This window comes from Rhodanobacter thiooxydans (assembly GCF_021545845.1).
GTDB lineage: Bacteria > Pseudomonadota > Gammaproteobacteria > Xanthomonadales > Rhodanobacteraceae > Rhodanobacter.
Genome location: NZ_CP088923.1, coordinates 1785028 through 1798024, shown reverse-complemented (window position 1 = coordinate 1798024; position 12997 = coordinate 1785028). Strand labels below are relative to the sequence as shown.

The following is a 12997-nucleotide window of genomic DNA, read 5'->3' as shown; positions in this document are numbered from 1 at the left end:
CAAACCGAACAGCCGGCAAGACGCTCGCACAGCGGGGGGGAACCCATGGAGAAGCCGACCACAACGCCGACAACGGCCCGCCCAGGGCGGTCGTGGTGCGGCTTCGTGCTCGGCCTGCTGTTCTGGCTGGGGTTCGGTACGGCCCAGGCCGCCATGCCGTTGAACGCCGCCTGGCGCGAGGCACGCCCCGGCGACACCCCGCAGAGCCTGCTGGACGAATACCACGCCGGCCTGCTGAAAAGCTTCGACCCGTCCCTGCTGCAACGGTTTCCGCAGGGTGCCGACGGCAGCTGGGTGGTGATTGCGGCGCAGCCGCCCTGGGACAACGACGCGCGGGTGCTGACGATCTACCCGGCTACGCTGGGCACGGTCACCGTGTTCGGCGGCAGCCAGCCGCAGACGCTGGCACTGGACGACTTCAGCGATTCCACCCATGGCCACGGCCGGCTGGCCTGGCAGCTACCGGCCGACATGGCCGCATCGGCGCCGATCCTGCTGAAGTTCGAACCCTCGCCGATGCTCAGCGCACCGGTGCGTTTCCACCTGGAAAGCTGGGGCGAATATGCGCGCAGCGACGCGCGCTGGCTGGTCCTGGCCAGCGCGTGCTTCGCGGTGATGCTGGCGATGGTACTGATGGCGCTGTGCTTCGCGCTGATGCTGCGCGACGTCACCTACGCGTGGTACGCCGGCTACGTGCTCTGCTATGCCCTGATCCAGGGCGTCCAGACCGGTTTCGTGTTCCATCCGCTGGAATGGCAATGGCTGTCGGGCAGGGCCTTGCTGGCCGGTTCGGCCGCCGTGGCGCTGTCGGTGGCGTTCGCCTCGCTGTTCATGATGCGGTTCTGCGAACTGCAGCGTTACGCACCGCTGCTGCGGGTGCCGGTCACGGCCGTGGCCGTCGGCATGATCCAGCTGGTGCTGATGCGCTGCAGCCGGATCCCGCCGTTCGTAGAGGTGGCGCAGGTGCTGCTCAACCCGCTGCTGATGATCGGCGCGGTGCTGCTGCTGGTGGCGGCGATCGTCGCGGCGGCACGCGGTTCGCGCCAGGCGTGGTTCTTCTTGGCCGGCTGGACGCCGCTGCTGCTGCTCACCGCGTTGACCAGCGCCCAGGTCGGCGGCGCGCTGCCGCAGCTGGACTGGCTCAACGACGCCAGCCTGGCCGGCGGCGCGTTCGAGGCGGTGGTGCTGTCGATCGGCCTGGCCGACCGCGCGCTGCGCCTGCGCCACGACCGCGACATCGTGCGGGTGCTGGCCGACCACGACGCACTCACCAACGTGTTCAACCGCCGCGCCTGGACCGAGCGGGCCAGTACCCTGCTGTCCGACGGGCCGCCGCGGCCGATCGCGCTGCTGTTCCTCGACCTGGACCATTTCAAGCTGCTGAACGACCGCCAGGGCCACAACGCCGGCGACCGCGCACTGGTCGCCGTGGCCAAGGCGCTGGCCGCCGAGCTGCGTCCAGCCGATCTGCTCGGCCGCTACGGCGGCGAGGAGTTCGTGGCCCTGCTCGACGGCATCCCGACGCAACAGGCGATGCAGGTGGCCACACGCCTGTGCCGGCGCGTGCATCGCCTGGAAATACCCGTCAGCGAGGAGTCGCTGCTGCTCACCGTCAGCATCGGCATCGCCATGCGCCAGGAAGGCGACGACCTGGAATCGCTGGTGGACCACGCCGACCAGGCCATGTACGACGCCAAGCTCGGCGGCCGCAACCGCGCCTGCCTGCACGCCGACAGCCTGGCGCCGCGCGGCGGTCCGCACCTGCATGTAGTGGAGAAGCGCGAGCGCTGAGCAGCGGTCCAGGAGCCGGCCCGCAGCCAGCCGCGAATCAGCCCGCGGCCAGCTCGCGCGCCGCCGCCACCACCTCGGCGTCGCCTGGCAGCACCAGCAGCGCCGCGCCGGCCAGCGGAGTGAACGTGTCGGCGCCGACCACGCGCTTCAGCGGCGTGGCGCCGCAGCCACCTTCGACGATCGCGGTGATCACGCCCTCGCCCACGCCGGCGCTCTTGCGGCCCTCGTCCAGCACCAGGATGCGTTTGGCCGTTTTCGCCTGCGCCGCGATGAAGGCGTCGTTGAGCGGTGCCAGCCAGCGCAGGTCGACCACGCGTACCTGCCAGCCCAGGTCCTGCTCGATCGTGCGCGCGGCGCGCAGTGCCATCGGCACGCCGTTGCCGAAGGTGAATACCACCAGGTCGTTCGCCGCCTCGTGGTAGATGCGGCCCTCGCCCAGCGTCATCGCCTGATTCGGCGCCGGATAGTCGAACTGCCACTGGCCGTCGCCTGCTTCGTACAGGTCCTTGGTCATGTACAGCGCGATCGGTTCGAGGAACGCGCAGACGCGGCCATCCACCTTCGCCAGCGCCATCAGCGTGCGCAGCATCATCGCCGCGTCGTCGCCGCGGCTGGGGCAGCCGACCACCAGGCCGGGAATGTCGCGCAGCGCGGTGATCGAGTTGTCGTTGTGGAAGTGGCCGCCGAAACCCTTCTGGTAGCCCAGCGAGGCGACGCGCATCACCAGCGGGTTGCGGTACTGGCCGTTGGAGAAGAACTGCAGCGAGGCCGCCTCGCCGCGGATCTGGTCGCAGGCGTTGTGGAAGTACGCCAGGTACTGGATCTCCGGAATCGGCAGCATGCCCATGTTGGCGTAGCCCTGGGCCAGGCCCAGGATCATGGTTTCATCGAGCAGCGTGTTGAACACGCGGCTGCCCTTGAAGGTCTTGTTCAGCCCCTTGGTGACGGTGTACACGCCGCCCTTCTGCGCCACGTCCTCGCCGAACAGCAGCGCCTCGGGATACTTCGCCAAGAGGTCGTGCAGGGCCTGGCCGATCTGGATCGCCAGGTGCCGCGGTGGCAGGTTTTCCGGCAGTTTCGCCTCGCCGCCGAACACCGCCAGGCGTTTGTCGGCGTAGTCGGCACGCTCGGCCTCGGCCTTCACCGCGGCCGGCGTGTACGGCGCCAGCGGCTTCATGACATCGGCAAGCGAGGTCAGCCGCGACCGCGAATCCGCGTCCTCGGCGGCGGCGAAGCAGCGCTTGCGGGTGGCCTCGTACAGGCCCAGCAGCGCGTCCTTCGAATACAGGCCCGACTCCAGGGCGATGCCGGCCGAGCGCAGCAGCGGGTCGGAGCATTCGACGGCGAACAGTTCCTCGATGCTGCGCCACTCGATCTCGAAATCGGTGCCGGCGTGGCCCATCACGCGGGTGGTCCGCAGATGCAGGAAGGTCGGCCGGCGCGTCGTGCGGCAATGCTCCACCGCGCGCTGCACCTGCGCGTAGCCTTCGGCCAGGTCGAGGCCGTCGGCGAAGAAGTAGTCGAGATTGGCGCGATGCTGGTAGTTGGCCGCGACCCAGCCGGAGGGCGTCTTCACCGAGATGCCGATGCCGTTGTCCTCGCACACGAACAGCACCGGCGCCGGCAGCTTCTGGTACGCCGTCCACGCTGCGGCGTTGAACGCGGTCTGCGCGGTGGCATGGTTGCTGGAGGCATCGCCGAACGAGCAGATCGCGATGCTGTCGCCGGGGATCGGCAGCGTGTGGCCAATGCGCGGTGCCTGCTCGATCGCCACCGCGGTGCCCAACGCCTTGGGCAGGTGCGAGGCGATCGTCGAGGTCTGCGGCAGTACCCACAGTGGCTTGCTGCCCCACACCTTGTGGCGGCCGCCGGAGGCTGGGTCTTCCTTGCTGGCGGCGAATGACAACGCCGAATCCATCACCGGGTCCATGCCCGGGATCTTGCGGAAGCGCTCGGCCATGAAGCCGCCGCTGCGGTAGTGCAGAAAGGCCGGATCGGTGTGACGGGTCAGCCGCGCCACCATCGCGTTGCCCTCGTGGCCGGACGAGCCGATCGTATAAAACACCTTGTTCTGCACGCGCAGCACGCGCGCCATCAGGTCGAGGTGGCGCGAGATCAATTGGGATTCCAGCAGCTCGCGGAAACCGCGCGCATCCAGCGCACTGCCCGGTAGCACCGCCTCATCGTCGCGCGGCGCGGTGCGCACCTCGCCCTGCCACAGCTGCACGAACTCGATGAAGTTCTGGTCGACGACTTCGGCGCGGTTGAAGCCCTTGTGGCGGGCGCTGAGGGTGAACGGAATGGACATGGCGTGTTGTCGGTGAGATGGAAGAATGTTTCCGTAGGAGCCCGCTTGCGGGCGATGCTCTTGCGAATCCCGAATCCCGAATCCCGGCTCCAAAAGCATCGCCCGCAAGCGGGCTCCTACAGCGGCAGGTGTTGCATCGGCGTGTGGCCGGGTTGAGCCCGCACGCGATCGAGCCACGCGCGGATGTTCGGGAACGCGGACAGCTCGAAACCGCCGTCGCCGGCACAGTGGGTGTACGCGTACAGCGCGATGTCGGCGATGCCGTAGCGTTCGCCGACGAACCAGTCGCGCCCGGCCAGGTGCTGCTCCATCACCGCCAGCACCTGCGCGCCCTTTTGCAGCAGCGCAGGGAGTTCGGCCTGGCGCGGGTGGTCGGGCGGCAGCCAGCCGCGGATGAAACGCGCCACCGCAATGCACGGCTCGTGACTGTACTGCTCGAAGAACAGCCACTGCAGCGTTTGCGCGCGCAGCCAGGCGTCGTCGGGCCAGAACGAGGTGCCTTCGGCAAGGAAGCACAGGATCGCGTCGGACTCCGCCAGTCGGCGACCGTCATCCAGCTCCAGCAGCGGTACCTTGCCGTTCGGGTTTTTCGCCAGGTAGTCCGGTGTGCGCGTCGCGCCGTGCGCGCTGTCCACGTCGACCCAGCGATAGTCGCGACCCAGCTGGTCCAGCAGCAGCTGCAGCTTGTAGCAGTTGCCGGAGGCGCGCATGCCGTAGATGGTGATCATGGCCGCTCCCCACTCAGCTGTTTAAGCAGTGCGGCGCGTTGCAGGTCCTTGGGACGACCGAAGCTTTCGCAAAGCCGGATCTGGTCTTTGGCCGACGGCACCGGCACGGCCAGGCCGTTCACGCCGACCAGCACGAGCTTCCCCGGCAGCACCGGCTGCCAACGATCGTCGGCATGAAGCTCGAGCGCACCCATCACCTCGACCGGCGCGCCGGGGAAGCGGAAGCGGGCGAAGTACGAACGGAACCGGTCGGCATCCGGCGGCGTGAACGCGGGCTCGCGCCACTGTGCCCAATGCGCCATCAACACCTCGGCGTCGGCGCGCGAGGTCAGCACGTCCACGTCCGCGGCGCTGGTCTGCGCGCCGAGCAGCAGCGCCGCGGCGCTGCCGATCAGGCACCACGGATCGACGCAATGCACGTGCAGCTCGGGCACGATCTCGGCCAGGGTGGCGTAAAGCGCGGGCGAGAGGTGGCTCATGCGCGGCGCCGGCGCCACTGTTCGCGCGTCTGCGCCCAGATCTCGGTGGGGGAATCCTCATACGGCGCGGGCAGCTTGCCCAGGCCACGGCAGATCGAGCCGAGCCGCTGCGCCAGCGCCTGCGAGGCACGGTTGTCCGGATGGATCGAATGGATCATCTCGCTCCAGCCCAGCTGGTCGAAGGTCCAGTCGATCGCCGCAATGCAGCCTTCCAGCGCGTAGCCCTTGCCCCAGGCGCCGCGCGCCAGGCCCCAGCCCACCTCGGTGCCGGGCCAGTCGACCGGGTGCCACGGCCCGAGTCGGCCGACCCATTGGCCGCTGCTCCGCTCGATCACCGAGAACATCGCGAACCCCTGCAGCGACCTGGCACCGGCGAGCGTCAGGAAGCCTCGCCACGCCGCAGCGCGCGCCTGCTGCCCGCCGATGAAGCGGGCGGCCTCGGCGTCGGCCATGTTCGCCGCGTAGGCGTCGAAATCCTCGATGCGCGGCGGGCGCAGGATTAGTCGATCGGTTTCGATGCGGATGTCGGGGATCTGCAAGGATTGGCTCCTGAAAGCCCCTCTCCCATCGGCGACCAAAGGAAGTCCCCTTGCGGGAGAGAGGGGTGGGGGTGATGGTACGGAGCTTGCGCGAACATCAACGATCACGCTCCGCCCGAACCCTCATCCGTCGCTTCGCGCCACCTTCTCACCCGCAAAGGGACTCCCTTTGGCCGCCAGAGGGAGAAGGGAAACATCAGAACGCGTTGATGCCGGTCAGCTCGCGGCCGACCACCAGCTCGTGCACGGTCTCGGTACCCTCGTAGGTGATCACGGATTCGAGGTTCAACGCATGGCGGATCGCCGAATGCTCGGTGGTGATGCCGGCGCCGCCGAGGATGTCGCGGCACTGGCGCGCGATGTCGATCGCCATGCGGCAGTTGTTCCACTTGGCCAGCGAGACCTGGGTCGGCTGCATCTTGCCGGCGTCCTTCAGCCGGCCCAGCTGCAGCGACAGCAGCTGCGCGGTGGTGATGCGCCGGGCCATGTCGGCCAGCTTCAGCTGGATTGCCTGGTTCGAGGCCAGCGGACGGCCGAACAGGATGCGTTCGGCGGTGTAGTCGAGCACTTCCCTGAGGCACGCCTGCGCCGCGCCGATCGGCCCCCAGGTGATGCCGTAGCGGGCCTGGGTGAGGCAGCCCAGCGGACCCTTCAGACCCTTCACGTTGGGCAGCCGCGCACTGTCCGGCACGCGCACGTTGTCGAAGAACAATGCACTGGTGACCGAGGCGCGCAGGCTCATCTTCTTGTGGATTTCCTGCGCCTTGAAGCCGGCACTGTCGGTCGGCACGATGAAGCCCTGGATGCCGTCCCCGGTCTGCGCCCACACGATCGCGATGTGCGCCAGGTTGCCGTTGGTGATCCACATCTTGGCGCCGTTGATGATCCAGTCGGCGCCGTCCTGCTTCGCATGGGTCTTCATGTTGGCCGGATCGGAGCCGCCGTGCGGCTCGGTCAGGCCGAAGCAGCCGATCACCTCGCCCGCCGCCATCTTCGGCAGGTAGTGCAGCTTCTGTTCCTCGCTGCCGTAGGCGTAGATCGGGTACATGCACAGCGAGCTCTGCACCGAGGCGAAGCTGCGCAGGCCCGAGTCGCCGCGCTCCAGCTCCTGGCAGATCAGGCCATAGCTCACGCCGCTCATGCCGGCGCAGCCGTACTTCTCGGGAATGGTGGCGCCGAGCAGGCCGAGGCCGGCGATCTCGGGCACCAGCTCCTTCGGGAAACGGCCCTGGTCGAAGCAGTCGCCGATGATAGGCAGTACGCGCTCATCGACGAAGCGGCCAACGGTGTCCTGCACCATGCGCTCCTCGTCGGTGAGCAGCGAGCGGACGTCGTACAGATCGAGCGGATTCAGACGGACAGCCATGGAAGCTCCGGAGAGGGCGCGTAAAAGCCGGTATTGTAGCGCGTGCCATGTTGCCGCACAGGCCGCCGCATACCCGACGGACGCGTACGGCCCGCGTTGGGCCTCGCCTTGCCCGGCCCCATCTTCCGCTCTCGTCCCCGGATTCACGTTTTCCCACGGAAACCCCATGGTCAAAGGTGTCCTGCTCGGCTTCATGGCCTTTGCCGCGTTCGCCATCAGCGATGCGTTCGTGAAGTCGCTGCGCGGCTCGCTGCCGGCCTATGAGGCGGTGTTCTTCGGCGCCGCGCTGGGCCTGACCGCGCTGCCGTTCATCAAGGGCGCCGACGACCGTTGGCGCGACGTGGTGCTGGCGCAGCGCCCGGGCCTGTGGCTGGTGCGCGCCGCCGCCAGCGCGGTCGGCAGCATCGCGGCGGTGATCGCCTTCACCGCGCTGCCGATGGCCGAGGCATTCGTGCTGATCTTCCTGCTGCCGATCTTCGTCACCATCCTGTCGGTGCTGGTGCTGAAGGAACAGGTCGGCTGGCGCCGCTGGTCGGCCGTGGTGGCCGGCTTCATCGGCGTGCTGGTGGTGCTGCGGCCGGGTTTTCGCGTGCTCGGCATCGGCCACCTGGCAGCCACCGTGTGCGGACTCTCCGGCGCCGTCTCGATGATCGCGCTGCGCCTGTCCGGCGCGCACGAGAAGCGCGTGACCCTGTACGGCGCCGGCGTGATCGGCTCGATGCTGGTCGCCGGAATGATGATGCTGGCCCGCTTCCGCTGGCCGGACCCTGCCCAGTGGGGGCTCCTGCTCGGCTACGGCCTGCTCGCCGCGCTCGGCTCCGTGCTGCTGATGCTGGCCACGCAGAAGGCGCCCGCCAACCACGTCGCGCCGACCCAGTACAGCCAGATGCTGTGGGCCGTGCTGTTCGGTTATGTGCTGTTCCACGACCCGCTGGACTGGCCGATGGCGATCGGCATCGCGATCATCCTCGGCGCCGGCCTGTTCACCTTCGTGCGCGAGGAACAGGTGACGCGCTGGTGGAAACGGGTACGCATCGTCTAATCATCCCCGGACGACCATCCGCCCGTGCCCCGTGCCTTGTTGCCGGGGCAATGGCTTGGCACACTGCCGCACCCATCGGTTGATCCCCCATGCCGCAACAAGCTGTCAGCGATCGTCCCCCGCCCCCGCCGGTCCGGCTTTCGCCCATCGTGGCGGGCCTGTGGCGCCTTGCCGAATGGAAGCTGGACGTCAAGCAGCGCGTGCGCTGGATCGAGCAGGCACTGGAACTGGGCATCACCAGCTTCGACCACGCGGACATCTACGGCGACTACCGCGCCGAGGCGCTGTTCGGGGAGGCGCTGAAGGCCGAACCGGCGCTGCGCGGGCGCATGCAGCTGGTGACCAAATGCGGCATCCGCCTGCGCTCGGCGCAGCGGCCGTACCGGATCAACCACTATGACACCTCGCCGGCCTATGTGCGGGCGCAGGTGGAGCGGTCGCTGCTCAACCTGCACACCGAGCGACTGGACCTGGTGCTGATCCACCGGCCGGATTACCTGATGGACGCCGCGGCACTCGCCGACACGTTCACCACGCTGACCCGCGAAGGCAAGGTGGCGCATTGGGGAGTGTCCAATCACAGCGCCAGCCAGTTCGCCCTGCTCCACCGGCATCACCCGCTGGCGACCAACCAGGTCGAGTTATCGCCCCTGACGATGGACGCGCTCGACGACGGCACCCTCGACCAGGCCCAGCAACTGGGCCTGCGCCCGATGATCTGGTCGCCGCTGGGCGGCGGGCGGCTGTTCACCAGTCGGGACGAACAGGCCGTGCGCCTGCGCACCGAAATGGATGCCATCGCCGCACGCCTCGGCATCAGCCTCGCCACCTTGGCTTATGCCTGGATCCTGCGCCACCCCTCGCGGCCGCATCCGATTACCGGCAGCGGTCGCATCGAGGGACTGCGCGAAGCGGTCGCCGCACTCGACGTGCCACTGGGCGCCGAAGACTGGTACGCGATCTGGACGGCCAGCAAGGGGCACGCCGTACCCTGAGTCGCTCAGGCCTTGCGACTTGCCCTGCGGCGTCGCATGCGCCTCGCCAGCGCGAACAGTGCAGCCAGCAACAGCAGCACGACACCGACGATCAGGCCGCGGTAATGCTCCTGCAGGAAGCGCGCTGCGCCATAGATCCGATCGAGACGCCGCAAGGTGGTCGTATCGCCGAAGGCCGTTTGCGTTATGCGCTCGCCCAGTTGCATGGTCCGCTGCGTTTTCGATTCAAACGCCGGCCACTCAGGCAGGCTCGGCCCATTGGGGTTGCCCGTCTTAGCAAAGTTGGTCCAGTAAGCGACCATCATGTCGGATAGCTGGCGGTCCTCCGCCGACCAAGCCAGTGGCTGCAGGTCCAGATGCCCGAATACGTACGGCATCTCCATGCTGTGTCCCGCGCCCCATCCGAAGTAGCGGTCACCCGGTCGATACGGTGGAACCCGTGCAAACTCGTACAGGAAAACCCGGGCGCGCCCGGCATTCGAAACGAGCCATGCCCACGTCCACATGTCCCAGCGAAAACGCATGTCGCGATGGAACATGGCGGCTGCGTTCCGCGCCGCCTCGTCAGTATCCCCTGGGTCGGGCGCAGCAAGTTTGACCAGCAGATCCGGGAAGCTGCGCCCCAACTCGTGTCGGAAATTTTCGCGCGTGATAGTCCGCCCGGCGATGAAGCTCGAGCCCTCGTCGCGGTTGAACCCGACAAGCAGCGGCATGTCCTGCTGTCGACCTGAGTGGTACGCGTCGTACGGAGGTTCGGGCAACACATGGCCATCCACGATGAGATGCGGATCGAAGCCGATCTGCAGCAATTGATCAGCTGGCAGGCGACGTAACGTCTCGATGGAACCACTTCCGGCGCGTTTCGCAAAACGCTGTCCCGCTTGTTCCGCTCCGTGCAGCATGAAGTCATCGGACAGGCTCATCGGTTCGAACAGGGCGCCGCTCTCGGCAATGGCACGCTGAAATAACCCTCGCGCCAGCGGCGATGTGGTCAGTGCGCTGATCGAAATGGCCCCCGACGACTGACCGAATACGGTTACCCGCGATGGATCACCACCGAATGCCGCAATATTCCGTTGCACCCACCGCAAGGCAGCGATCTGGTCGAGCAGCCCGTAGTTGCCGGAGCTGTGGTACGGCGATTCGTCGCTCAATTCCGGGTGCGCGAGGAAACCGAACACGCCAAGGCGATAGTTCAGCGTCACCACGATCACGCCCTGTCGCGCCAGTCGGTCACCCGCGTACAGCGGTGTCGACGATGAACCATTCTCCAGGCCGCCGCCGTAGATCCACACCATCACCGGCAGCTTGTCAGCCGCGGGATCGGCCGGGCGCCACAGATTGAGATAAAGACAATCTTCGCTGGTCGGCTCTGCCGCCGCATCGGGTGGGTAAGTGCCGCTTTGCATGCACACCGGCGCGAACCGATCAGCCTGCCGGACGCCCGGCCATGGCTCGGCAGGCACCGGGGCACGCCAGCGCAGCTCACCAACGGGTGGCCTGGCGAATGGCACCCCCTTGTAGACGAGCACATCGTTCTCGGCCACACCCCCCAACATGCCCGTATCGAGGCGTACCAGCCCAACTTGTGCGCACGCCGCCGTTACCCACAGCAACATGACACCCGCAAATGCCAGTGCCGCCAGATGCCGCGTGCGCCGGCGCCTCCCCAGCAAATCCATCATTCCCGCCCCCTGAAGACCCGCGTATGCCGGTCAGAACAGCTCCTCGCCGACGCCGATGCTAGCGGTTGCTCACCCCGTGCGGCACGTGCCCGGTCGCCACGTGCTTGCGCGCGGACTCCACGTTGGCCGGCGAGTCGTCGAAGAAGATGTCGGCGCCGAACGCGTCGAGGAACGGGCCCTTGTCGCGGCCGCCGAGGAACAGCGCCTCGTCGATGCGCACGCCCCAGCGGCGCAGGGTGAGGATCACCCGCTTGTGCGCGGGGGCGGAACGGGCGGTGACCAGCGCGGTGCGGATCGGCGAGTCCTCCGCCGGGAATGCGGTCTGCAGGCGGTGCAACGCGGCGAGGAAGCCGCGGAAAGGCCCCACCGACAGCGGCTCGGCGGCATGCTCGCGCTCGTTGCGGTGGAAGGCCTCCAGGCCTTCCTCGCGCGAGACGCGCTCGCCCTCGTCGCCGAAGATCACGGCGTCGCCGTCGAAGGCGATGCGCAACTGCTCGCTCATGCGCGGTGGCGCGACGCTGGGCAGGATGGTGGCCGCCGCCACGCCGGCGGCCAGGGCGCGGCCGACGTCCTCGGCGTTGGCGGAGAGGAACAGGTCGGCCTTGAACGGCGCGATGTAATCGGAGGTGGGCGCGCCACTGGTGAACGCGGCGCGGCTGATCTCCAGGCCGTAGTGCTGGATCGCGTTGAAGATGCGCAAGCCAGTGTCGCCGGAGTTGCGCGACAGCAGGATCACCTCGACCGGCGGCACGTCACCGGCCAGCTTGTTCAGCCCGAGCAGCTTCTGCACCAGCGGAAACGCCACGCCGGGCTGCAGGATCTCGTTTTCGTGCTCGATCTGGAACGAGCGGTAGGCGTCGAGGCCGTCGCGCTCGAACAGCGCGTGGCTGTCGCCGAGGTCGAACAGCGCGCGCGAGGAGATGGCGACGACCAGTCGGTTGTCGGTGGTGGAGGAGGCGTCGTGGACGCCAGAGCCTACGGTGGTCATGAGGCGATTGAAGGGGGCGTTGGCGTCGAATCTAGCAAAGCCCGCGAAAGATTTCCTGTAGGAGCGCACCCTGTGCGCGATGGCTCTTGCGTCACGTGACAAAAATTTCGCGCACGACCGGAGGAAGTCCCTCGTGGACAGGGTGCGCTCCTACAGATGCCATGTCTCATTCCACCGCGAACTGCTCGTCGAGGATACGCTGCTCCAGGTTGTGCTCGGGGTCGAACAGCAGCCGCACGCCCTGCCCGCCGGACTGGCGGATCGCCACCGTGTGCACGTCGCGCACCTCGTGGAAGTCGGCGGTGGCGCTGACCGGGCGCTTGCCCGGATCGAGCACGCGCAGCATCACCCCGGTGCGGTGCGGCAGGATCGCGCCGCGCCAGCGCCGCGGGCGGAACGGACTGATCGGGGTGAGCGCCAGCACGTTCGCGTCCAGCGGCAGGATCGGGCCGTGCGCGGACAGGTTGTAGGCCGTCGAGCCGGCCGGCGTGGCGACCATGATGCCGTCGCAGATCAGGTTCGGCAGCTTCACCGTGTCGTTGAGCTGCACCTCCAGGTGCGCGGCCTGGTTGCTCTGGCGCAACAACGAGACTTCGTTGAACGCCAGCGCGACGTGATGGTTGCCGGCCGCATCGACGACCGCCATCTGCAGCGGAAACAGCGAGGCCGTGTGTGCGCGCGCGACCCGCTCCGGCAGGCCGTCGAGCCGGTGCTTGTTCATCAGGAAGCCGACCCGGCCCAGCTTCATGCCGTACACCGGCACGTCCAGCGCGTGGTATGCGTGCAGGGTGCGCAACATGAAGCCGTCGCCGCCCAGCGTGACGATCAGCTCGGCCTGCTCCGGCGGCACGTTGCCATAGCGCTCCACCAGTTTGCGCCACGCCTGCTGGGCGACACTGACCTCACTGGCGACGAAGGCAATGCGCATGAAGGCCCCGGTGTGGCGGAAGGAGCACTAAGAGTACGACAGAGCGGCTAGTTCGCCCTACTCCAGACTTTTCGCAAAGAGCACCCCCTCCCGGCCTCCCCCTGCCAGCAGGGGGAGGAGCGAAAGCAAGCCACTGCATAGCTTCAGA

At 67.8% G+C, this 12997-nt stretch carries 11 protein-coding genes; 3 read left to right on the top strand and 8 right to left on the bottom strand.

Features of this window, described 5'->3' with window-relative positions:
• Positions 1-45 precede the first annotated feature (45 nt).
• The gene (locus tag LRK53_RS08000; protein ID WP_027492369.1) at positions 46-1791 is read left to right on the top strand and encodes a sensor domain-containing diguanylate cyclase; all 1746 of its coding nucleotides are present in this window, start codon (positions 46-48) and stop codon (positions 1789-1791) included.
• Positions 1792-1828: 37 nt separating this feature from the next.
• Here the strand turns inward: LRK53_RS08000 and LRK53_RS07995 are convergent, their stop codons facing one another.
• The 5 genes from LRK53_RS07995 to LRK53_RS07975 form a co-directional block, all read right to left on the bottom strand.
• Positions 1829-4099, bottom strand: coding sequence for a thiamine pyrophosphate-dependent enzyme (locus LRK53_RS07995; RefSeq protein ID WP_027492368.1), 2271 nt, complete (start codon positions 4097-4099; stop codon positions 1829-1831).
• Positions 4100-4215: 116 nt separating this feature from the next.
• Entirely contained in the window at positions 4216-4827 is a 612-nt protein-coding gene (locus LRK53_RS07990) for a glutathione S-transferase family protein (protein WP_027492367.1), read from the bottom strand.
• On the bottom strand, positions 4824-5306 hold the full coding sequence (locus LRK53_RS07985; protein WP_027492366.1) for a nucleotidyltransferase family protein: 483 nt from the start codon (positions 5304-5306) through the stop codon (positions 4824-4826). Before LRK53_RS07985 ends, LRK53_RS07990 begins: the two co-directional genes overlap by 4 nt.
• Entirely contained in the window at positions 5303-5845 is a 543-nt protein-coding gene (locus tag LRK53_RS07980) for a GNAT family N-acetyltransferase (RefSeq protein ID WP_027492365.1), read from the bottom strand. The genes LRK53_RS07985 and LRK53_RS07980 overlap by 4 nt, the downstream gene beginning before the upstream one ends.
• Before the next feature lie 196 nt (positions 5846-6041).
• Complete coding sequence (locus LRK53_RS07975; RefSeq protein ID WP_235642612.1) at positions 6042-7211, bottom strand: acyl-CoA dehydrogenase family protein; 1170 nt, start codon at positions 7209-7211, stop codon at positions 6042-6044.
• A 166-nt stretch (positions 7212-7377) separates the two neighbouring features.
• Between LRK53_RS07975 and LRK53_RS07970 the strand changes: the two genes are divergently transcribed.
• Both LRK53_RS07970 and LRK53_RS07965 read left to right on the top strand, forming a co-directional pair.
• Complete coding sequence (locus tag LRK53_RS07970) at positions 7378-8253, top strand: DMT family transporter (protein ID WP_235642611.1); 876 nt, start codon at positions 7378-7380, stop codon at positions 8251-8253.
• A 149-nt stretch (positions 8254-8402) separates the two neighbouring features.
• Positions 8403-9248, top strand: a complete 846-nt coding sequence (locus tag LRK53_RS07965) for an aldo/keto reductase (protein ID WP_235642610.1) — start codon at positions 8403-8405, stop codon at positions 9246-9248.
• Between the two features lie 5 nt (positions 9249-9253).
• Here the strand turns inward: LRK53_RS07965 and LRK53_RS07960 are convergent, their stop codons facing one another.
• The 3 genes from LRK53_RS07960 to LRK53_RS07950 form a co-directional block, all read right to left on the bottom strand.
• The gene (locus LRK53_RS07960) at positions 9254-10933 is read right to left on the bottom strand and encodes a carboxylesterase/lipase family protein (protein WP_235642609.1); all 1680 of its coding nucleotides are present in this window, start codon (positions 10931-10933) and stop codon (positions 9254-9256) included.
• A gap of 58 nt (positions 10934-10991) precedes the next feature.
• Positions 10992-11921: a 5'-nucleotidase gene (locus tag LRK53_RS07955; RefSeq protein ID WP_235642608.1), complete on the bottom strand. Its 930-nt coding sequence runs from the start codon at positions 11919-11921 to the stop codon at positions 10992-10994.
• A 166-nt stretch (positions 11922-12087) separates the two neighbouring features.
• Positions 12088-12849, bottom strand: coding sequence for an NAD kinase (locus LRK53_RS07950; RefSeq protein ID WP_027492362.1), 762 nt, complete (start codon positions 12847-12849; stop codon positions 12088-12090).
• Between the last annotated feature and the right edge of the window lie 148 nt (positions 12850-12997).